This is a genomic window from Bradyrhizobium sp. U531, from assembly GCF_051710265.1.
GTDB lineage: Bacteria > Pseudomonadota > Alphaproteobacteria > Rhizobiales > Xanthobacteraceae > Bradyrhizobium.
This window is the reverse complement of record NZ_JASVEN010000003.1, coordinates 361,496-382,001: the sequence shown is the minus strand read 5'-3', so window position 1 is coordinate 382,001 and position 20,506 is coordinate 361,496. Positions and strand designations below refer to the sequence as shown.

Annotated in this window: 16 protein-coding genes; 7 read left to right on the top strand and 9 right to left on the bottom strand. The window is 65.5% G+C overall.

The window, feature by feature from the left end; translation table 11 throughout:
• Positions 1-39 precede the first annotated feature (39 nt).
• Positions 40-3,516, top strand: a complete 3,477-nt coding sequence (locus QRQ56_RS18060; protein ID WP_438741911.1) for an indolepyruvate ferredoxin oxidoreductase family protein — start codon at positions 40-42, stop codon at positions 3,514-3,516.
• A gap of 610 nt (positions 3,517-4,126) precedes the next feature.
• Here the strand turns inward: QRQ56_RS18060 and QRQ56_RS18055 are convergent.
• The 4 genes from QRQ56_RS18055 to QRQ56_RS18040 form a co-directional block, all read right to left on the bottom strand.
• Positions 4,127-5,860: an FAD-dependent oxidoreductase gene (locus QRQ56_RS18055; RefSeq protein WP_438741909.1), complete on the bottom strand. Its 1,734-nt coding sequence runs from the start codon at positions 5,858-5,860 to the stop codon at positions 4,127-4,129.
• Between the two features lie 58 nt (positions 5,861-5,918).
• Positions 5,919-6,938 carry a S1C family serine protease gene (locus QRQ56_RS18050; RefSeq protein ID WP_438741907.1) on the bottom strand — a complete coding sequence of 340 codons (1,020 nt, stop codon included), beginning with the start codon at positions 6,936-6,938 and terminating at the stop codon, positions 5,919-5,921.
• Between the two features lie 93 nt (positions 6,939-7,031).
• Positions 7,032-7,478: a hypothetical protein gene (locus QRQ56_RS18045; RefSeq protein WP_438741906.1), complete on the bottom strand. Its 447-nt coding sequence runs from the start codon at positions 7,476-7,478 to the stop codon at positions 7,032-7,034.
• Positions 7,479-7,486: 8 nt separating this feature from the next.
• Positions 7,487-9,085, bottom strand: a complete 1,599-nt coding sequence (locus tag QRQ56_RS18040; RefSeq protein WP_438741905.1) for a GMC family oxidoreductase — start codon at positions 9,083-9,085, stop codon at positions 7,487-7,489.
• Positions 9,086-9,285: 200 nt separating this feature from the next.
• On the opposite strand from QRQ56_RS18040, the gene QRQ56_RS18035 reads away from it, so the two are divergent.
• Positions 9,286-10,074: a thermonuclease family protein gene (locus QRQ56_RS18035; RefSeq protein WP_438741904.1), complete on the top strand. Its 789-nt coding sequence runs from the start codon at positions 9,286-9,288 to the stop codon at positions 10,072-10,074.
• 284 nt (positions 10,075-10,358) lie between these two features.
• Here QRQ56_RS18035 and cyoD read toward each other — a convergent pair whose 3' ends face one another.
• The 4 genes from cyoD to QRQ56_RS18015 are packed head-to-tail and all read right to left on the bottom strand — an operon-like array spanning position 10,359 to position 14,200.
• Entirely contained in the window at positions 10,359-10,739 is a 381-nt protein-coding gene (gene cyoD / locus QRQ56_RS18030; RefSeq protein WP_438741903.1) for a cytochrome o ubiquinol oxidase subunit IV, read from the bottom strand.
• A complete protein-coding gene (locus QRQ56_RS18025) occupies positions 10,736-11,377 on the bottom strand; it encodes a cytochrome (ubi)quinol oxidase subunit III (RefSeq protein WP_438741902.1) in 642 nt (213 codons plus the stop codon). The genes cyoD and QRQ56_RS18025 overlap by 4 nt, the downstream gene beginning before the upstream one ends.
• Entirely contained in the window at positions 11,377-13,377 is a 2,001-nt protein-coding gene (cyoB, locus tag QRQ56_RS18020) for a cytochrome o ubiquinol oxidase subunit I (RefSeq protein ID WP_438741901.1), read from the bottom strand. The genes QRQ56_RS18025 and cyoB overlap by 1 nt, the downstream gene beginning before the upstream one ends.
• Positions 13,367-14,200 carry a cytochrome ubiquinol oxidase subunit II gene (locus QRQ56_RS18015; RefSeq protein ID WP_438741900.1) on the bottom strand — a complete coding sequence of 278 codons (834 nt, stop codon included), beginning with the start codon at positions 14,198-14,200 and terminating at the stop codon, positions 13,367-13,369. The genes cyoB and QRQ56_RS18015 overlap by 11 nt, the downstream gene beginning before the upstream one ends.
• Positions 14,201-14,433: 233 nt before the next feature.
• Between QRQ56_RS18015 and QRQ56_RS18010 the strand changes: the two genes are divergently transcribed.
• Genes QRQ56_RS18010 through QRQ56_RS18000 form a run of 3 tightly spaced genes read left to right on the top strand, consistent with a single transcriptional unit; the run spans position 14,434 to position 16,616 of the window.
• Entirely contained in the window at positions 14,434-15,246 is an 813-nt protein-coding gene (locus QRQ56_RS18010) for an SDR family NAD(P)-dependent oxidoreductase (RefSeq protein WP_438741898.1), read from the top strand.
• A 13-nt stretch (positions 15,247-15,259) separates the two neighbouring features.
• On the top strand, positions 15,260-15,814 hold the full coding sequence (locus QRQ56_RS18005) for a carboxymuconolactone decarboxylase family protein (RefSeq protein WP_438741897.1): 555 nt from the start codon (positions 15,260-15,262) through the stop codon (positions 15,812-15,814).
• Between the two features lies 1 nt (position 15,815).
• On the top strand, positions 15,816-16,616 hold the full coding sequence (locus QRQ56_RS18000; protein ID WP_438741896.1) for an SDR family NAD(P)-dependent oxidoreductase: 801 nt from the start codon (positions 15,816-15,818) through the stop codon (positions 16,614-16,616).
• 176 nt (positions 16,617-16,792) lie between these two features.
• Here QRQ56_RS18000 and QRQ56_RS17995 read toward each other — a convergent pair whose 3' ends face one another.
• The gene (locus QRQ56_RS17995; protein ID WP_438741895.1) at positions 16,793-18,127 is read right to left on the bottom strand and encodes a PQQ-dependent sugar dehydrogenase; all 1,335 of its coding nucleotides are present in this window, start codon (positions 18,125-18,127) and stop codon (positions 16,793-16,795) included.
• 160 nt (positions 18,128-18,287) lie between these two features.
• Between QRQ56_RS17995 and QRQ56_RS17990 the strand changes: the two genes are divergently transcribed.
• Entirely contained in the window at positions 18,288-19,478 is a 1,191-nt protein-coding gene (locus QRQ56_RS17990; RefSeq protein ID WP_438741893.1) for a urate hydroxylase PuuD, read from the top strand.
• A gap of 138 nt (positions 19,479-19,616) precedes the next feature.
• Positions 19,617-20,474, top strand: a complete 858-nt coding sequence (locus tag QRQ56_RS17985; RefSeq protein WP_438741892.1) for a VOC family protein — start codon at positions 19,617-19,619, stop codon at positions 20,472-20,474.
• The last annotated feature ends 32 nt before the right edge of the window (positions 20,475-20,506 follow it).

Here is a 20,506-nt window from a genome sequence, read left to right as displayed (position 1 = left end):
GCGCACATCCCACGCCGAACCGAGACGAGGACTTCCGAAATGACGCTGTTGCAGGTCGAGCTGGACGACAAATACCGGCTCGAATCGAAGCGGATCTTCCTGTCCGGCACCCAGGCTCTGGTCCGTCTGCCCATGTTGCAGCGCGAACGAGACCGGCTCCAGGGGCTCAACACCGGCGGCTTCATCTCGGGCTATCGCGGTTCCCCGCTCGGCATGTACGACCACGCGCTGTGGCGCGCGAAATCGCACCTCGCAGAGCACGACATCGCCTTCGTCCCCGGCCTGAACGAGGACCTGGCGGCAACGGCGGTCTGGGGCAGCCAGCAAGTCGGCCTGTTTCCCGGCGCCAAGGTCGATGGCGTGTTCGGCATCTGGTACGGCAAGGGCCCGGGCGTGGACCGCTCGGTCGACGCGCTCAAGCATGCCAACGCCGCCGGCACCTCGCGCAATGGCGGCGTGCTGGCGCTCGCCGGCGACGATCACGGCTGCCAGTCCTCGACGCTGGCGCATCAGAGCGAGCAGGTGTTCGCCGCGGCGCTGATCCCCGTGATCAATCCGGCGACGCTGCAGGATTATCTCGATCTCGGCCTCTACGGCTTCGCGCTGTCGCGCTTCTCCGGCTGCTGGGTCGGCTTCAAGGCGATCAGCGAGACCGTCGAGAGCTCGGCCTCGATCGACAGCGATCCCGAACGCATCAAGATCGTCCTCCCCGAGGATTTCGAGATGCCGCCCGGCGGCCTCAACATCCGCTGGCCAGATCCGCCGCTGGACGCGGAGAGGCGCCTGTTCGGGCCGAAGATGGCCGCTGTGCAGGCCTTTGCCCGCGCCAACCAGCTCGACCGCATCGTGCTCGATTCAAAGCCGGCCCGCCTCGGCATCGTCGCCACCGGCAAGGCGTATCTCGATCTGCGCCAGGCACTGGCCGATTTGGGGATCACCGACAAGGACGCCCAGGATCTCGGCCTGCGCATCTACAAGGTCGCGCTGACCTGGCCGCTGGAAGAAAGCGGCGCCAGGCGTTTCGCCGAAGGCCTTCAGGACATTCTCGTGGTCGAGGAGAAGCGCGGCTTCATCGAAGACCAGTTGATGCGGATCCTCTACAATATCGATGCCTCCCGGCGCCCGACGATCACGGGCAAGCGCGACGAGCGCGGCGCGCCGCTCTTGCCGAGCGAAGGCGAGCTGACGCCGACCATCGTCGCCGGCGCACTGGTGGCGCGCTTGCGCAAGCTCGGCCATCACAGCCCGGTGCTGGAGCAGCGCCTCGCCCGGCTCGAGGCCTTCGACAATCCCGTCACCACGACCTCGCAGATCAAGCTCGCACGCACGCCGTTTTTCTGCTCGGGCTGCCCGCACAACACCTCGACCCGCGTGCCCGAGGGCAGCCGCGCCATGGCCGGCATCGGCTGCCACGGCATGGCCCTGAGCATGCCGACCCGCCGCACCGATTTGATCTCGCATATGGGCGCGGAGGGCGTGAACTGGATCGGCCAGTCGCCCTTCACCACCGAGAAGCACATCTTCCAGAATCTCGGCGATGGCACCTACACCCATTCCGGCCTTCTCGCCCTTCGCGCGGCGTCGGCCGCCGGCATCAACATCACCTACAAGATCCTCTACAACGACGCCGTTGCGATGACCGGCGGACAACCGGCCGAAGGCGCCTTCAATGTCGCGCAGATCGCGCATCAGGTCTGGGCCGAGGGCGTCAAGCGCCTCGCGATCGTCTCGGACGATCCCACCAAATATCCTGATGGCAACTACTTCCCGCAAGGCGCGACCATCCATCATCGCCGCGAGCTCGATGCCGTGCAGCGCGAGCTGCGCGACGTCAGCGGCCTCAGCGTCATCATCTACGACCAGACCTGCGCCGCGGAAAAGCGCCGCCGCCGCAAGCGCGGGCTCTATCCCGATCCCGCCAAGCGCGCCTTCATCAACGAGCTGGTGTGCGAGGGTTGCGGCGATTGCTCGCAAGCCTCCAATTGCGTGTCGGTGCAGCCGCTGGAGACCGAGTTCGGCCGCAAGCGGCAGATCGACCAGTCGAACTGCAACAAGGACTTTTCCTGCGTCGAAGGCTTCTGCCCGAGCTTCGTCACGGTGCATGGCGGCACGCTCAAGCGGATGAAGACGTCGGCGGTCGATTCCAGCCAGCTGTTCGCCGACCTGCCGCTGCCGCCCGCGCGTGAGCTCGACGGCCCCTACAACATCCTCGTCACCGGCATCGGCGGCACCGGTGTCATCACCATCGGCGCGCTGCTCGGCATGGCCGCCCATGTCGACGGCCGCGGCTGCTCGGCGCTCGACTTCACCGGCCTGTCGCAGAAGAACGGCGCGGTGATGAGCCATGTCCGCATCGCACCGAAGCCGGAGGATATCTCCGCCGTTCGCATCACCACCGGCGGCGCCGACGTCATCCTCGGCTGCGACATGATCGTTTCGGCCGGCCCAGCCGCGCTCAGCCGCGCCGAGCGCGGCGTGACCAAAGCCTACATCAACGCAGACCTGCAGCCGACCGCGAGCTTCGTGCAAAACCCCGATCTCGATTTCGAGATGGGCACGATGCAGACCGTGCTGCGTGACGCCGTCGGCGACAAGAACCTCGACATCATCGACGCCACGGGCATCGCCTCGGCGCTGATGGGCGATAGCATCGCCACCAACCCCTTCATGCTCGGCTTCGCCTTCCAGAGGGGCGCGATCCCGCTGTCGCTGGAGGCCCTGCTCCGCGCCATCGAGATCAACGGCGCCGCGATCGAGATGAACAAGCTCGCCTTCACCTGGGGCCGCCTTGCCGCCCACGACATGTCGCGGGTACGCAGCGTGCTGCAGTTCAGAAGCCGCGCGGCCGCGCCGACCAAGTCGCTCGACGACATCATCGCAACCCGCGCCGAGTTCCTGACCTCCTATCAGGACAAGGCCTATGCCGACCGCTATCTCGAGGCCGTCGCCAAGGTGCGCAAGGCCGAGAGTGCGGCTTCGCCGACGTCCACGGAGCTGACCGAGGCGGTGGCGAAGAACCTTTTCAAGCTGATGTCCTACAAGGACGAATACGAGGTCGCGCGGCTCTACACCGACGGCAGCTTTGCCAACAAAGTGTCGGAGAAGTTCGACGGCGACTTCACGCTGAAGTACCACCTCGCACCGCCGATCTTCGCCAAGCGCGACAAGACGAGCGGACATCTGCAGAAGCAGGAGTTCGGCGGCTGGATGCTCCACGCCTTCCGCGTGCTGGCCAAGCTGAAGTTCCTGCGCGGCGGCGCGTTCGATCCGTTCGGCCGCACCGAGGAGCGCCGCGCCGAGCGCAAGCTGGTTGCGGATTATCTCGGCATGATCGACCAGCGGATGAGCGGATTGAAGGCCGAGCAGATTCCGCTGCTGACGCGGCTGGCGAAGGTGCCGGAGACGATCCGCGGGTTCGGCCATGTCAAGGAGGCCAACGTCAAGCTGGCGGCGGCCGAGAAGGCACGGCTGGAAGCGGAGCTGGAGAACAGCCGCTTTGCGGCGGCTGCGGAGTAGCGCGCGGACGCACACTCTCTCCACGTCATTGCGAGGAGCCGGCGACAAAATTGCGAAGCAATTTTGCGCTGGCGACGAAGCAATCCAGACTGCCTCCGCGGAAAGATTCCTGGATTGCTTCGCTGCGCTCGCAATGACGGAGATTGTGGGACGCGCTCGCCCAGCACTCGCTGTCATCGCCCGCGAAGGCGGGCGATCCAGTACTCCGAGACGGTTGTGGTTGAGCCGAGAGGCCGCGGCGTACTGGATGCCCCGCCTTCGCGGGGCATGACAGTGGTGGGGGTGGCGGAGAAGAGCCGGCTGGAAGCGGAGCTGGAGAACAGCCGCATTGCGGCGGCGGCGGAGCAATCGCTGGGGACGCGAAGCCCCTCGCCATCCGTCATTGCGAGGAGCGTAGCGACGAAGCAATCCAGGCTGCCTCCGCGGAAGGATTCTGGATTGCTTCGCTACGCTCGCAATGACGGAGATTGCGGGACGCGCTCGCCCAGCACTCGCTGTCATCGCCCGCGAAGGCGGGCGATCTAGTACTCCGAGACGGTTGTGGTTGAGCCGAGAGGCCGCGGCGTACTGGATGCCCCGCCTTCGCGGGGCATGACGGCGGTGGGGGTGGCTAGACTCGAGTTCCCACGGCAGCAGGCATCGCTGCCATCGTCACCGCGCCCTCCGCCAGATGCCTCCCCGCGATGTACCCGAACGTCAGCGCGGGCCCCAGCGTGATGCCCGGCCCGGGATAATTCCCATTCATGATCGAGCCCATGTCGTTGCCGCAGGCATAGAGGCCGGCGATCGGCGTGCCGTCCTCGCGCAGCACGCGCGCCTGCGCATCCACTTTCAGACCGATGGCCGTGCCGAGATCGGCCGGGTAGATCCGCATCGCGAAGAACGGCGCGTGGAGGATCGGCGCGACGCAGGGGTTGGGCTTGTGTCCGGCATCGCCGAGGTGGCGCTGATAGATGGTGCTGCCACGGCCAAACTCTGGATCGCGGCCCTCCTTCGCGCCATCGTTGTAGCTCGCAAGCGTCGCCGTGAGCACCGACGGCTTGATTCCGGTCTTCGCCGCCAGCTGCGCGACATCGGCCGCCTCGATCAATTCGCCACTCGCCACATAACGCCGCACATTGCGCGTGAACGGCTTGATGCGGCCGAGGCCGTAGGCCCAGAGGAACGGGCGGTCGCAGATCAAATAGAACGGCCGGTCCGGCTCGCCCTTGCCGTCGCGCAGCATGCCGAGCACGAACTCATGATACGACAGCGCCTCGTTGACGAAGCGCCGGCCGGCGGCGTTGACGGCAATCACGCCGGGCTTGGCGCGATCGGTCACCGTATGCGGGAACACGCCACGACTGCCGTCGGCGCGAGTGAATAGCGAGGCCGGCACCCAATAGGCCGGGCTGGTCGCATCCGTATTGAGCGCGGCACCAATCGTCGCCGCGAGGCGAAGCCCGTCGCCGGTGCCCGAACTATTCGTCGCTGAAACCTGTCCGGCCGCAGGCGGGAAGAAGCGCTTGCGCAGCGCCGGATCGTGCGAGAAGCCGCCGGTCGCCAGCACCACACCGCGGCGCGCAGCGATCAGCCGGTCGCGCGCGCCATGGCGGATGACGAGGCCGGCGACGCGATCGCCCTGCATCGAGAGATCCTCGACATCCGCGCTGAAGAGGATCTCGACCCGACGCGCCAGCAGCGAAGCATAGAGCCGGGCGGCGAGCGCATTGCCGAGATGCAGCGTGGTTCCGCGCGGGCTGCGCAGACGCTGCAAGGCGTACGCAGCCACCAGCCGCGCCGCGCGCAGGGTCGAGCGCAGCGATTTCCCGACACGCCGCAAATGCGGGATGTCTTGACGATTGACCATCATCCCGCCGAACAGCGTGAATTCCGGCAACGGCGCGCGCAGCCGCGCAAAGCCCTCGCCCAGCCGCTTGCCGTCGAACGCCACCGGCTCCAGCACGCGTCCGCCCGATGTCGCGCCCAGCCGCTCCGGATAATAATCCGGATAGACCTTCACCGGCTGGAGCCGCAGCTCGGTGTTGGCCTCGAGCCAGGAGATTGCTTCCGGCCCGCGCGCGAGGAACGCGGCCCGCAGACCCGCATTCGCAGGCTCCGGCACCGTGCTCGACAGATACTGCACGGCGTCGGTGACGCTGTCCGAGAGCCCCGCCTCCTTCATCTTGCTGTTGGCGGGGATCCAAACCATGCCCCCGGACCACGCCGTGGTGCCCCCGACGAAGGCGGTCTTCTCGATGACCAGCACGCGCAAGCCTTCAGCAGCGGCGACCGCCGCGGCCGTCATGCCGCCGGCGCCCGCGCCGATGACAATGACGTCGTAGGTCTCGTGTGCCGGCATCATGCGGCTGGGGTCCGAAGGCGAGGCATGACACCGTCATACCCCGCCCGTGGCCTCGCAGCTAGCGCGCCTTCTTCCGCTCGATCGGGTCGATATCGATCGCCCGCAGCCGGCCGAGCCGCAGCACGTCCATCGCGAGCCGCCGGCCGATACGGTCGCGGTCGAGCACGCGGATCAGATCGTCGACGCCGTTGATCTCGACGCCGTCGAGCCTGATCACGACGTCGCCGGGCAGCAAGCCCGCCTTCGCCGCCGGGCCATCGGGCTCGATCTGCATCAACAGCGCGCCCATCTTGTTCTCGACGCCGGCGAGCACCGCGTGCCGCCGCGGCACCGGCGCGGTCTGGCCGGCAACGCCGACATAGGCGCGGCGGACATAACCGTGACGGATGATCTCCGACAGCACGAATTGCGCGGTGTTGCTGGCAACCGCAAAGCAGATGCCTTGCGCGCCGTTGATGATGGCCGTGTTGATGCCGATCACCTCGGCGTTCGACGACACCAGCGGACCGCCGGAATTGCCGGGATTGAGAGCGGCATCGGTCTGGATGACGTCCTCGATGGTGCGTCCGCTGACCGAGCGGATCGAGCGGCCCAGCGCTGAGACCACGCCGGCCGTGACGGTCGATTCGAAGCCGAGCGGATTGCCGATCGCGACCACGAGCTGGCCGCGCCGCAACGTCTTGGAATTGCCGAGCGCGGCATAGGGCAAGTGCCGCGCGCCGTTGGCGCGCAGCAGCGCAAGATCGGTGTCGGGATCTGCACCCAACACCTGGGCCTCGCCGACATGGCCCTCGACGTCGCGCAGCCGGATCTCCTTCGAGGTCCCGACGACGTGGCTGTTGGTGAGGACGAGGCCATCGGGCGAGATCACGATGCCCGAGCCGAGCCCGCCGCGCTCGCGTCCATCAGGCACTTTCGGCCCGGTCTCGACGCGCACGACGGCGGGACCGACCCGGTCGGTCACATCGATCACGGCGTTTGAATACGCGTCCAGCAGCGCCCGGTCATCGACCGGCGCAGCCGCTTCTGTTCGCGATGACGGTGCGTCATCGACGATATCCGAGGTGAAATCCAGCATGGCAAGAGTCCTTGAAGGCTCACACAGATGGTGGCCTGTGCCATCTGGCGCAAGGTGCCCGCCGAAGGGCGCAGGGCTGGACTGCCCAGATGGCTAGGGCACCCGCCTGAGCGTACCGGCCCTCGCCTTCACCGGATCGAGCAGTGTCCAGTCGCCGTCCGGGAGCACATGCCCCTTGGGAAACGGCGCGCGCTGCTCGATCCCGAGCGAGCGCAGTACGCGGTCGTCCCGGTAGTAGCATTGCAGCACGACGCGGACGAGCGTTGCCGCGGCTGCGCCGCCCGTCTTGCGAAACTCCTGCGCCACCGCATCGCGCCTGCCGGCGTCGAGCTCGCCGATCGGCTGACCAGCAAGCCGCGCCAGATGATCCAGCGCCGCCGTCACCAGCTTGCTGTCGCGGCCGAGCGTGGCAAGAATATCCGCCTGGATCGCGGCATCGTCGGCGCCGGGCACCTTGTACGCCTCGCTGGCGGGCACGATCATCCCCGCAACGGTGCGAAGGTCGTCGCGCTGGATACGCGTGAGATTGTCTGCGGACATGACGGACCTCAATCGAACAAATTGGCGAGGCGCTGCTTCATCTGGTCGGCGATGTACAGCGCGAGGGCCTGGATGGTGGAGGTCGGGTTCACCCCGCCCGAGGTGACGAAGATGCTGCCGTCGACGATGAAGAGGTTCTTCACATCATGCGTGCGGCCCCATTCGTTGACGACGGATCGCTTGGGATCGGTGCCCATCCGCGCTGTGCCGAGCAGGTGCCAGCCGCCCCAGGGGATCGGCGAGTTGATGCAGATGTCGGTCGCACCGGCCGTTTCCAGGAACTCGCGGCCACGATTCAGCGCATGCTCCATCATCTTCCGGCTGTTCTCGGAGATCGTGTAGTCAATTTTCGGCGCGGGAATGCCGTGGCCGTCCTTCAGGACGGGATCGAGCGTGACCTGGTTGTGCTCCTCCGGCAGATCCTCGCAGATCGCGGAGAAACCGAGCCGATGGCCGTTGAGCTTGCGGAAGACGCGGTGGTGATCCTCGCCCCAGGGCAGAATGCCCTTCTGCTCGCTGACGACCGCCTCGAACACCGGCCCCGCGCCGCGCACGAACTGCACGCCATAGCCGCGCACGAAGCCGCGCGACAGGTCCGTGTCGTACCACTCCTTGCTCCACAGGCAGGTCGGCGGCGCGCGGTTGCTGTCGGTCGGCTCCTTCACATAGCCGTAGATCTGCGCGTAGGGATGGAACATCAAATTCTTGCCGACGAGGCCCGAAGAATTGGCAAGGCCGTTGGGAAAGCGGTCGGATTTCGAGTTCAGCAGCAGCCGCGGCGTGCCGACGCCGTTGCAGGCGATGATGACGACATGCGCGGGCTGGAATTGCTCGACGCCGTCCTTGTCGTAATAGACCACGCCCGACGCCATGCCGTTCTCGTCGGTGGTGATCTCGCGCACCCGGCAATGGGTGCGCAGCTCGACCCCGGCGCGGACCGCATGCGGCCAGTAGGTGATGTCGGTGGACGACTTTGCGCCTTGCGCGCAAGCCGGCGTGCAATGGCCGAGATTGATGCAGCGGGCACGGCCCTCATAGTCGGTGGTCGCGACCGTCGTGTCCGACGGCCACCAGTGCCAGCCGCGCTCGTTCATGGCCTTGCCGATGATGGCACCCGACAATCCCATCGGCTGCTGCGGCATCGGCGGATGCGTCAGCGGCGAGAGCGGATCGCCCGACAAACCGGACGTGCCCATCATCCGGTCGTTCTCTTCGAAGAACGGGGTCAGCGCGTCGTAATCGATCGGCCAGTCGTCGGCGACACCGTCGAGCGTCTTCACCTTGAAATCGGAAGGATGCAGCCGCGGCCAATGCGCGGTGTACATCACGGTCGAGCCGCCGACCGCATTATAGTTCACGACCTTGATCGGCGAATTGTCATCGTTGATCGGGTAGTCCTCGGGCCGGCCGCGCACATTCGGGCTCGACGACCACTCGCCGTAGAACTTGGCCTCCCAGTCCCGGCCCGTGCTCGGATATTCCGCCGGGTTCATCCAGCCGCCCTGCTCCAGGCAGAGAATGTGCATCTTGGTCTCGGCCAGCGACCACGCCACCGCCGCGCCTGACGCGCCGGCACCGATGATCAGGACGTCCACGGGCTCTTTCATCGCAACCTTTTCCTCCCGCCCTCGCCGCTTTCCGGGCGATTCGGCCTGCACTGTCGGCAAGGCCCGCGAACGATAGGATCAGAGCGGGCGGGGAGTAAAGCCGCGAGGCCGGAATGTCGCACTTCGCAGGGTGCAGACCATTGGTATCGCCACATCCGGATGCTAGGAACAGGCGACCGAGCAATCGATAGCGAGACCGTATGTCCTTCCGAAATGCTTTTGCCGCCGCCCGCGCGTTTGCGCTTGTTTGTTTCTTTGCCTTGTCCGGAGTTCTGGCGACGTCGGAGTCCACCTCCGCGCTGACGGCTGCCGCGACGGTCCGCGACGGCAACTCCATCCAGCTCAACGACATCACCTACCGGCTCGATGGCGTCGACGCCCCCGAACTGGACCAGGTCTGCATCGACGATCACGCCGACCCTTGGACCTGCGGCATCGACGCGCGCGACCAGCTGGCGAAGCTGATCAACAAGCGCTCCGTACGGTGTGACGATGTCGGGCCGGAAAAGAGCTTCGGCAAACGCCATCGCGCCATCTGCACGGCCGAGGGCGACAAAACGACCCTGAACGAGCAACTGGTCAAGCTGGGATTTGCCGTCGCGCGGGAGCCGATCAAGGCAAACGTCAAGCCGGCGGCGGGCGAAGCCAAGACGGCCTCGGCCGGAATCTGGAAGGGCTGCTTTGTTGCACCGCAAGACTTCCGGAGCGGCAAGAAGGACGGCGCCCTCCTGGGCGCGGCCTGCCGCCAGGACCGCGACAAGGAAATTCGCGCCGTGCTGTTCCCGGAGGAGCTGACCATGCCGCCGAGCTGCAGCATCAAGGGCAAGCTCGCGGTCCGCGCGCGCGTCACCGGCAATATCGGCATCTATCATCTGCGGGGGTGCCCGAGCTACCCGGCGACCACCAAGCCGGACCGCTGGTTCTGCTCGGAGGACGACGCCCAGGCGGCCGGATTCCGGAAGGCCTATAACTGCCGTCGGCCAAAGTGAACAAAGCCCTTCACGCATCCGTGAGTGGTAGTTCGGGACCGTATTGATCCGGAATTGAACAAAGTCGGAAGTTGCTGCATTTCTATGCGTACGCAAGCGCTTGCGCGAGCGTTTCCTCGGCAGCAATCCGGCTTCGGCCGATTGCCTTGCTTGGGCGTTTCCTCCCTAGACTTGGGCCGCTTGTCACAACAAGCGGCTCTTCTTTTTTGGGCGGTGCTGTGCACCAAGTCCGTCATGCCCGGGCTTGTCCCGGCCATGACGACGAAGATCGCGAACGCCGCGCGCTACTGGCGCATCATGATCTGGTCCATCGGCGGCATGTTCGCGTTCAGATGCGCCATGATCCAGACCGTGCCTCCGACCACAAGGAACACCACCAGCAGCCCGAAGGCCAAGGCCAATACGTTGTTGGTGTTGTCGGGGCCGGTCGTGATGTGCAGGAAGAACACCAGATGCACCCCCATCTGCGCGATCGCGAGCACGATCAGCGCCACGGGGATCGAGGGCTGCCAGACCAGATCGGTGCCGGCGATGAAGAACGACGTCGCCGTGAGCAGCAGCGCCAGAACAAGACCGACGACGTAACCCAGGATCCGCCCGCCGACGCTGTGTTGCTCTTCCTCGCCCGGTGCGAGGTCTTGTCCGATATGGGCCTGATCGCTCATGCGCCACCTCCCAGCAGATAAACGACGGAGAAGACCCCGACCCAGATGATGTCGAGCGCATGCCAGAACAGCGCAAAGCAAATCATCCGGCGCAGGACGTCGGGCCGAAAGCCCTTGGCGAACACCTGGGCCATCATGGTGAGCAGCCACAACACGCCGGCGGTGACATGCAGACCGTGGCAGCCGACCAGCGAGAAGAACGCGGTCAGGAACGCGCTGCGCGATGGACCGTAGCCGCGCGCGATCAGGTCGGTGAATTCCTTGAATTCGATGACGAGGAATATCATCCCGAGCAGGCAGGTCACGGCCATGCCGAGATAGAACCAGAAGCGGTTGCGTACGTCGGCTGCGATGCTTGCCATGCCGCAAGTGAAGCTCGACAGCAGCAGACAGACCGTCTCGATCGCGACGTTTTTTTGCTCGAAGATCTCCGAGCCCCTGGGACCGCCGGCAGTCTGATCGACCAGCACCGCATAGGCCGCGAAGAAGCAGGAAAACATCACGATGTCGGAGAGCAGGAAGATCCAGAAGCCGTAGGCCGTGACGATCCGCTTCGGCGCGGGCCCGGCATGCTCGATGACGACGCCGATATGATGGGGATCGGCGTTCGCGTGGCCGGCGGTCGCGGTCATCGCCATCAGACTGCCCCCGCCATGCTGACGAGGTTGCGCCGCTCCTCGAGATTCACACGGTCGATTGCTGCGACTTCCTCGGCCGGGATGACGTATTCGTCATGGTCGCGCCAGGCGAACACGACGAAAGTCGCCCACGCGCCGAGGCCGCCCAAAATCACCATCCACCAGATATGCCAGATCAGCGCAAAGCCCATGATGGTGGCGAAGAACGCGCAGACGAAACCGGTCGGGGAGTTCCGGGGCATCTCGATGTCACGATATTCGGGCGCTTCGTGCTCGAGCGATTGCTGCCGGGCGCGGGCCTTCATGTCCCAATAGGCGTCTTCGCCACGCACGTCGGGATTGAAGGCGAAATTGAACACCGGCGGCGGCGACGACGTCGCCCATTCCAGCGAACGGCCGTCCCAGGGATCGCCGGTGCGATCGCGCAACGCCTCGCGATTGCGGATGCTGACCACGAGCTGCACGATCTGGCAGACCACGCCGACCGTCAGCACTGCCATGCCGATGACTGCGACGATCATCCAGGGCCGCCACGCCGCGACATCGTAATGCTGCATCCGTCGCGTCATGCCGAGCATGCCGGCGATATAGAGCGGGACAAAGGTGATGAAGAAGCCGAGGAAGGTGAACCAGAACGCCGCCTTGCCCCAGCGCTCGTCGAGCCGGAAGCCGAACGCCTTCGGAAACCAGTATTCGAAGCCGGCGAAGGCACCGAACAGGACGCCGCCGATGATGACGTTGTGGAAATGCGCCACCAGGAACATGCTGTTGTGGAGCATGAAGTCCGCCGGCGGCACCGCGAGCAGGACACCCGTCAATCCCCCGACGATGAACGTGACCATGAATCCGACGGCCCACAGCATCGGCGTCGCGAAGCGGATGCGGCCGCCATACATCGTGAACAGCCAATTGTAGATCTTCACGCCCGTCGGCACCGCGATGATCATGCTGGCGATGCCGAAAATGGCGTTGACGTCGGGCCCCGCCCCCATCGTGAAGAAATGATGCAGCCAGACCATGAAGGAGATGACGCAGATCGCCATGGTCGCCAGCACCATGGAACGATAGCCGAACAGCGCCTTGCCGGAGAACGTCGAGACCACCTCGGAGAAGATGCCGAAGGCCGGCAGCACCAGGATGTAGACCTCCGGATGACCCCAGGCCCAGATCAGGTTCATGAACATCATGACGTTGCCGCCGGCTTCATTGGTGAAGAAATGGAAGCCGAGATAGCGGTCGAGCAACAGCATCGCGAGCGTCGCGGTGAGGATCGGGAAGGCCGCGACGATCAGCAGGTTCGAGGCCAGCGTGGTCCAGCAGAACATCGGCATGCGCAGATAGTTCATGCCCTTTGTGCGCAGCTTCAGCACCGTCGTGACGAGATTGATGCCGGCGACCAGCGTGCCGATACCCGAGATCTGCAGCGACCAGGCGTAATAATCGACGCCGACGCCGGGCGAATAGGACAATTCCGACAGCGGCGGAAAGGCGAGCCAACCGGTGCGCGCGAACTCCCCGACCACGAGCGAGAGATTGACCAGCAGCGCGCCGGTCGCGGTCAGCCAGAAGCCGACCGAATTGAGCGTCGGGAACGCGACGTCGCGTACGCCGAGCTGGAGCGGCACGACGAGGTTCATCAGGCCGATCACGAACGGCATCGCCACGAAGAAGATCATGATGGTGCCGTGCGCCGAGAAGATCTGGTTGTAGTGCTCGGGCGGCAGATAGCCCTGCGATTGATAGGCGACCGCCTGCTGGATCCGCATCATGATGGCGTCGCTGCCGCCGCGCAGCAGCATCACCGAGGCCAGCAGGATGTACATCACGCCGATCCGCTTGTGATCGACGCTGGTGATCCATTCGTGCCACAGATACGGCAGATGCCCTTTCGCCACGACCCAGATCAGCACGGCAAGGATCGCGACCAGCACGATGGCGCCCGCGATCAGCGGAATGGGCTGGTCGAGCGGAATTGCGGACCAGTCGAGCTTACCGAGCATCAACGCCTCCACTGTGCGGACGACCGGCGTCGGAGATCAGCTCCGGGCCCGGTCCCGGCGGAATGTGCTGGTTCGCAATCAGATCGAACAGCCTGGGGTCTTCGAGCCGATAGGCCGGCCTGCCCTTTTCGATCCCCTGCTGCATCAGCTTGGTGTAGCCGGCCTCGTTCAGCACGGCGTCCGTTTTGGCCGTGGTCGCCACCCAGTCGGGAAAGGCGAGCGGCGAGATCACGTTGACGTCGAACATCATGTCGGGAAAGCCGTCGCCGGAGAAATGCGCCGACAATCCCCGCAGCTTGCCCTCGTTGTCGGCGCGGAGGTTCAGCTTCGTCACCATGCCGTTCATGGTGTAGATCATGCTGCCGAGCTGCGGGATGAAGAACGTGTTCATCACGCTCGACGACGTCAGCTGGAAGTTCAGCTCGGCGCCGGCCGGCACCGTCAGCGTGTTGACGGTGGCGATACGCTGGTCGGGATAGATGAAAAGCCATTTCCAGTCGAGCGAAACCGCCTGAATGCGAACCGGGCTGCCGGTGCCGGGCACCGGTGCTGCGGGATCAAGCTGGTGCGAGCCGATCCAGGCGACGCCGCCGAGCAGGATGACGGTGAGCGCGGGGATCGCCCACACCACCATCTCGACGCGGCCGGAATAGACGAAGTCCGGCTGGTAGCGCGCTTTTGGATTCGAGGCGCGAAACCAGAATGCAAAGGCCAGGATCGCGATGATGGTCGGCACCACGATCGCGAGCATGATGAAGACGGAATCGACCAGAATGGTTCGGTTGGCCGCGGCCACGGGCCCTTGCGGATCGAGCAGATTCATCGGCAAGCCACTGGCGGTTGGGGAAGCCCCGGGAGAAAGCGCGAGCGACAAACGCCCCCGCAACAAACGCGTTTGAGCGACGACGGTTCCGGAAATCGTCGGTAGCACCAACCCGATCCCGCGCGGCGGCATGCAATTCCGTGCGATGTCAATGACATCCGCGCTGGCCCATCGGCCTTCTCTCTCCTGCATCCCGTTGCTATCGTCGGCAAAAAGCAGCGGGATGAAACGGGATGCAGGGCCCTGAGGACGATGCCGGCCTCGCCGGCAAGGTGGCGCTGATCAGCGGCGGCGGCGCCGCCGGCGACGGCATTGGCAACGGCCGCGCTGCAGCAATATTGCTGGCCCGGGCCGGAGCAAGAGTGCTCGTTGCCGATCGCGACCTCAAGCTCGCCGAACGCACCGTGGAGATGATTGCCGCCGAGGGCGGCACGGCGGCGGCGCACGGCGGTGACGTCACAAGCGAGGGCGATTGCAAGGCGCTGGTGGAAGCCGCGCTCGACCGCTGGGGCCGGCTCGATCTCCTCGACAACAATGTCGGCATCGGCAGCCGCGGCAGCGTGGTGGACGAGCCGCCGGAGCAATATCGCCGCGTCATGCAGGTCAATGTCGAGACCATGTTCCTGCTGTCCAAGCACGCAATCCCCGCCATGATCAGGACCGCCGGCGGCGGCGCGATCGTCAACATCTCCTCGATCTCGGCGTTGCGGCCGCGCGGACTCACGACCTACACGACATCCAAGGCCGCCATCATCGGCCTGACACGTGCCATGGCGGTGGATCACGGCCGCGACAACATCCGCGTCAACTGCATCTGCCCCGGCCCCATGTACACGCCGATGGTCTACGCCCGCGGCATGAGCGAGCAGGCCCGCGCCAACCGCGCCAAGGCCTCGCTGCTCAAGACCGAAGGCACCGGCTGGGACGTCGGCCACGCCGTCAAATTCCTGCTCGGCAATTTTGCGCGCTACATCACCGGCCAGGTGCTGGTGGTCGATGGCGGCGTGACTCTGCAGGCCCCCGAACGCGAGTCACAGGAACACTAGAGGAAGCATAGAAATGGCCCGCCTGCCCTATCTCGAGGCCGACCAGGTCGCGCCCGAATATCGCGACATGCTCAAGCGCAACACCAACCTGCACAAGCTGCTGGTCAACTCGCCGGAGATGGCGCGCGCCTTCAACGGCATCGGCGGTTACATCCGCTTCAAGAGCAAGCTCGACCCGCGGCTTCGCGAGCTCGCCATCCTCCAGGTCGGCTGGATGGAGCGGTCGGAATACGAATTCACCCACCATGTGAAGATCGGCAAGGAGTTCGGCGTCACCGACGAGGACATCGCCGGCATGATGGCGGAGACCGAGGGCAAGCCCTCGAAGCTGGAGCCGCCGGCAAAAGCGATCCTGAAAGGCGCCCGCGAGATGGTGCGCGAGCTCGCCATGTCGGAGGCGACCTTCGCCGAGATCAAGAAGGACCTCTCCGACGAGCACATGACCGATCTCGTTCTCACCATCGCCTTCTATTGCGGCGTGGTCCGCGTGCTCGCGACCATGAAGATCGACAACGAGCCGTATTACAAAGAGGTACTCCAGCAGTACCCGATCCCGGGAGTGAACTGACATGCGCTTGAAGGACAAGGTTGCGATCGTGGTTGGCGCCGGGCAAAGCCCTGGCGAGGGCATGGGCAACGGCCGCGCCACCGCGCTGACCTTCGCGCGCGAGGGTGCCAGGGTGCTGTGCGTCGACCATCATCTGGAATCAGCACAGGAAACGGTCGCGATGATCGCGGCCGCGCAGGGCACGGCCGCGGCCTTCAAGGCCGACGTGACCAAGGCCGCTGACATCAAGGCGATGGTGAAGGACGCGCAGACCCGCTGGGGCCGGATCGACGTGCTGCACAACAATGTCGGCGTCAGCCTGTCCGGCGGCGATGCCGAGCTGCTGGAGATCACCGAAGAGGCCTTCGACCGGGTCGTCGCCATCAACCTGAAGAGCTGCATTCTCGCCGCGAAAGAGGTGATCCCCATCATGCGCGCGCAAGAGAGCGGCGCCATCATCAACATCTCCTCGATGGCCGCGATCACGACCTATCCCTACGTCGCCTACAAGGCGACGAAGTCGGCGATGATTGCCTTCACCGAGCAGCTCGCCTACCAGAACGCGGAGTATGGCATCCGCGCCAATGTCATCCTGCCCGGCCTGATGAACACGCCGATGGCCGTCGACACCCGCGCCCGCGAATGGCACAAGACCCGCGCCGAGGTCGAAGCCGAGCGCGACAGCAAGGTGCCGCTGCGCAAGAAGATGGGCACGGGCTGGGACGTCGCGAACGCAGCGCTGTTCCTGGCCTCGGACGAAGCGAACTTCATCACCGGCGTGACGCTGCCGGTGGATGGCGGCGCGAGCGTGAGGCGAGGGTAGAAGCCGCGCGCACGGTGCCGCTTCCCTTCTCCCCTTGTGGGAGAAGGTGGCGCGAAGCGCCGGATGAGGGGTCTCTCTCCGCGCGCTCAAATGAGCATTGGACTCGTGGAGAGAACCCCTCACCCGTCTCGCCGCCATGCGAGCCACCCTCTCCCACAAGGGGAGAGGGTGCACCGTCACTGCGGCTGCCGGCTCACCCGCCAGATCGTCCCGTTGCCATCCTCCGACACCAGCAGCGCCCCGTCCTTCGCCACGGCGACACCCACCGGCCGACCCCACACCTCGGTGTCACTGACCACGAAGCCCGTGACGAAATCCTCGTACTCGCCCGTCGGCTTGCCGTCCTTCATCCGGATGCGGATCACCTTGTAGCCGGTGCGCTTCGACCGGTTCCAGGAGCCGTGCTCGGCGGCAAAGCCATCGCCCTGATACTCGGCGGGAAACTGCGAGCCCTGGTAGAACGTCATGCCGAGCGAGGCCGAATGCGGCTGGATCAGCACGTCGGGCGCCGTCACCTTGTCCTTCAGGTCAGGCCGCGCGCCGGCATGACGCGGGTCTTCATTGTTGCCGATGTAGAACCACGGCCAGCCGTAGAACGCGCCCTCCTTCACGCTGGTGACATAGTCGGGCACGAGATCGTCGCCAAGACCGTCGCGCTCGTTGGTCGAGCACCAGGGCAGACCGGTCTGCGGCTGGATCGCAAGACCGACGCAATTGCGGATGCCGGTGGCGTAGATCTTCCGCTCCTTGCCATCGGGCGTGAACGCCAGCACCGCCGCACGCTCGGTCTCGCTGGCCCAGGCCGCGCCGAGCGGCTGCGCTTTCGACCACGCCTCCAACCCGCCCGGCGGCGTGCCCAGACCTTCCGCGACATTGCTGAGCGAGCCGACCGAGACCAGCATGCGCTTGCTGTCGGGCGTGAAGACGATGTCGCGCGTGGAATGGCCGCCGTCATGCGGCAGGCTCGGCACGATCGTCTCCGCCTTGGCGCGCGCCTTGACGTCGCCGGCCTGATAGGGGAAGCGGACCACGCTGTCGGTATTGGCGACATAGACCCATTGCGGATTGTCGCCATTCGGGAAGAAGGCGATGCCGAAGGGCTGGCGCAAGCCGCTGGCAAAGACCTCGTTGCTCGCGACCTTGCCGCCGTCGCCGGCGCGCAGCACGCGGATGGTGCCGGTCCGCGTCTCCGCGACGAACACGTCGCCGTTCGGCGCCACCCGCACGATGCGCGGGGCGCGCAAGCCTTCGGCGAACAGCTCGATCTTGAAGCCCGCGGGCACCAGAAGCGTGGCCTCAGGCGGACGCGGCACCACGCGCGACGAGCTCGCGACGGACCGCGTGGCGCCGGGCCTGACCAGATCCTGCGGCCGGATCAGCCTGACCGTGCCGGGCTTGTCGGACTGCCAATCGCCATAAGCGTCCTTGCCCTGCAGCACCGGCTCGGCCTGCGCGCCGGCCGCAACCAGCACCAGCACCGACATCGCCGCAATCGAAATCAAGTTCTTCACGTCGTTGCTCTCCCGACCTGCGCATGCCCGAACGATGTGCGTCAACAGCAGCCTATCGTACTGGAAAACACCACCGATAGATGCGACACATTGTAGGGGCACGGCCGCGATTTGCGGTCATCAAAGGTGCGGCATCCCTGCCGCGCCTGACGGGGTGATCATGTGGGGATCCATCATATCGGAATGGGCGAGCCTGCTGCTCCGATGGCTGCACGTGGTCGCCGCGATCGCCTGGATCGGCAGTTCCTTCTACTTCATCGCCCTCGACCTCAGCCTGAAACCAAGGACTGACCTGCCCGATGGCGTGCAGGGCGAAGCCTGGCAGGTCCATGGCGGCGGCTTCTACCGGATCATGAAATACATGGTGGCGCCGAGCCAGATGCCGGACGAGCTGACCTGGTTCAAATGGGAGGCCTACACCACCTGGCTGTCCGGCTTCGCGCTGATGGTGGTGGTGTATTATCTCGAGGCCGACCTGTTCCTGGTCGACAAGTCGATCCTCGACCTCACACCGTTCCAGGCCGGCCTGTTCAGCTTCTTCAGCCTCGCGCTGGCGTGGCTGCTCTATGAAGCCGCCTGCCGCACCGGGCTTGCCCAACGCGAGCTGCCCTTCGCCATCGGCGGCTATCTGTTCCTGGTCGCGCTGACCTATGCCTTCACCCACGTATTGAGCGGCCGGGGCGCCTTCAACCAGATCGGCGCGATCATCGGCACCATCATGGTCGCGAACGTCTTCACACTGATCATCCCGAACCAGAAGAAGATCGTGACGGCGCTGATCGCGGGAAAGGCGCCGGATCCGAAGCTCGGCAAAACCAGCAAGGAGCGCTCGGTCCACAACAACTATCTGACGCTTCCCGTCGTCGTGCTGATGATCAGCAACCACTATCCGCTGCTCTATGCCACGCGCTTCAACTGGATCATCGTCGCGATCATCCTGGCGCTCGGCCCTGTGATCCGCCACTTCTTCAACGAGCGGCACGCGGGCCGCAAATCGCCGTGGTGGGTGTGGGGCGTGGCCGCGGCAGGCGTGATCGCGATCCTCTTCCTCTCCGCGGCCGGCCCGCGCGAGGTGAAGACCGGCGCGCTGCCGGCACCGGCTACGCTTGCCAATGTCGAGGACATCGTGATGTCCCGCTGCAGCATGTGCCATGCAGCCGAGCCGGTCTGGGCCGGGATCGTCACCGCGCCGAAGGGCATCCTGCTCGATGCGCCCGAGCACATCCGCCGCAACATCCGCCTGATCGGGCGCGTCGCGGCCTGGTCCAGCGCGATGCCGCCCGGCAACATCACCGAGATGACGAGCGAGGAGCGCGCTATTGTTGCCGCCTATCTCGAACAGGCCCGTTGATCACGCGGCGCCAGATCGTTTCGCGGAATGAAATTCCGCATCTCGCGCCGAATTGAAAATGACTTGATCGCCTATCCGGCGTAGACATGACCCGCAGCCGCCGTCGCGGCTCGAAATGATTGCAATCGGGGAAGAACAGTGGCCCTCAAAAACGTCATCGGTATCGACCACGCCGTGGTCATGGTGAAAGACCTCGACCAGGCCGCCGAGAACTACCGGCGCCTCGGCTTCACAGTCTCCCCGCGCGGCACCCACAGCACGCATATGGGCACCGGCAACTACACCATCATGTTCGACCCTGATTATATGGAGCTGCTCGGCGTGCTCGCCGCGACGGAGCACAATGCGCCGGCCCGCGCCTTCCTCGACAAGCGCGGCGAAGGCATCGAGCGCATCGCCTTCACTGCGGTGGATTCCACCGCCGGCGCGGAAGAGATCCGCGCCCGCGGCCTGACGCCGATCGGGCCGACCGATTTCGAGCGGCCGGTGACGCTGCCTGACGGCACGATCTCGGCGGCAAAATTCCGCACCTTCATGTGGGCGACCGCCGAAGCGCCCGGCGGCGTCCGCATCTTCGCCTGCCAGCACAAGACGCGCGAGACCGTGTGGATCCCCGAACTGATGAAGCACGCCAACGCGGCCAAGCGGATCAAGCAGACGCTGATCGCAACGCCCGAACCGGCGCAGGAAGCCGCGCATCTCGGCCGGCTGATCGACCGCGAACCGAAGGCGGAAGCCGACGGCGCCGTGACCGTGCCCTCCGGCGGCGATCGCGCCGACTTCGTCTATCTGACCCTGGAGCAGCTCGCAAAGCGCTATCCCGGCGTGCCGCTCGCCGGCCTGTCCGAGCGCGGCGGCGCCGCGCTGGTGCTCGTCAGCGGGGATCTTGCGGCGACGGAAAAGGCGCTGGGGTCGGCCGCCGTGCGCAGCGGAGCCGCGGTCTGCGTGCCGCCGGCCAAGGCCAACGGCACCTTGCTCGCCTTTATTGCCGGCTGATTTGAACGAATTCTTTAACGCATGTTTACCCG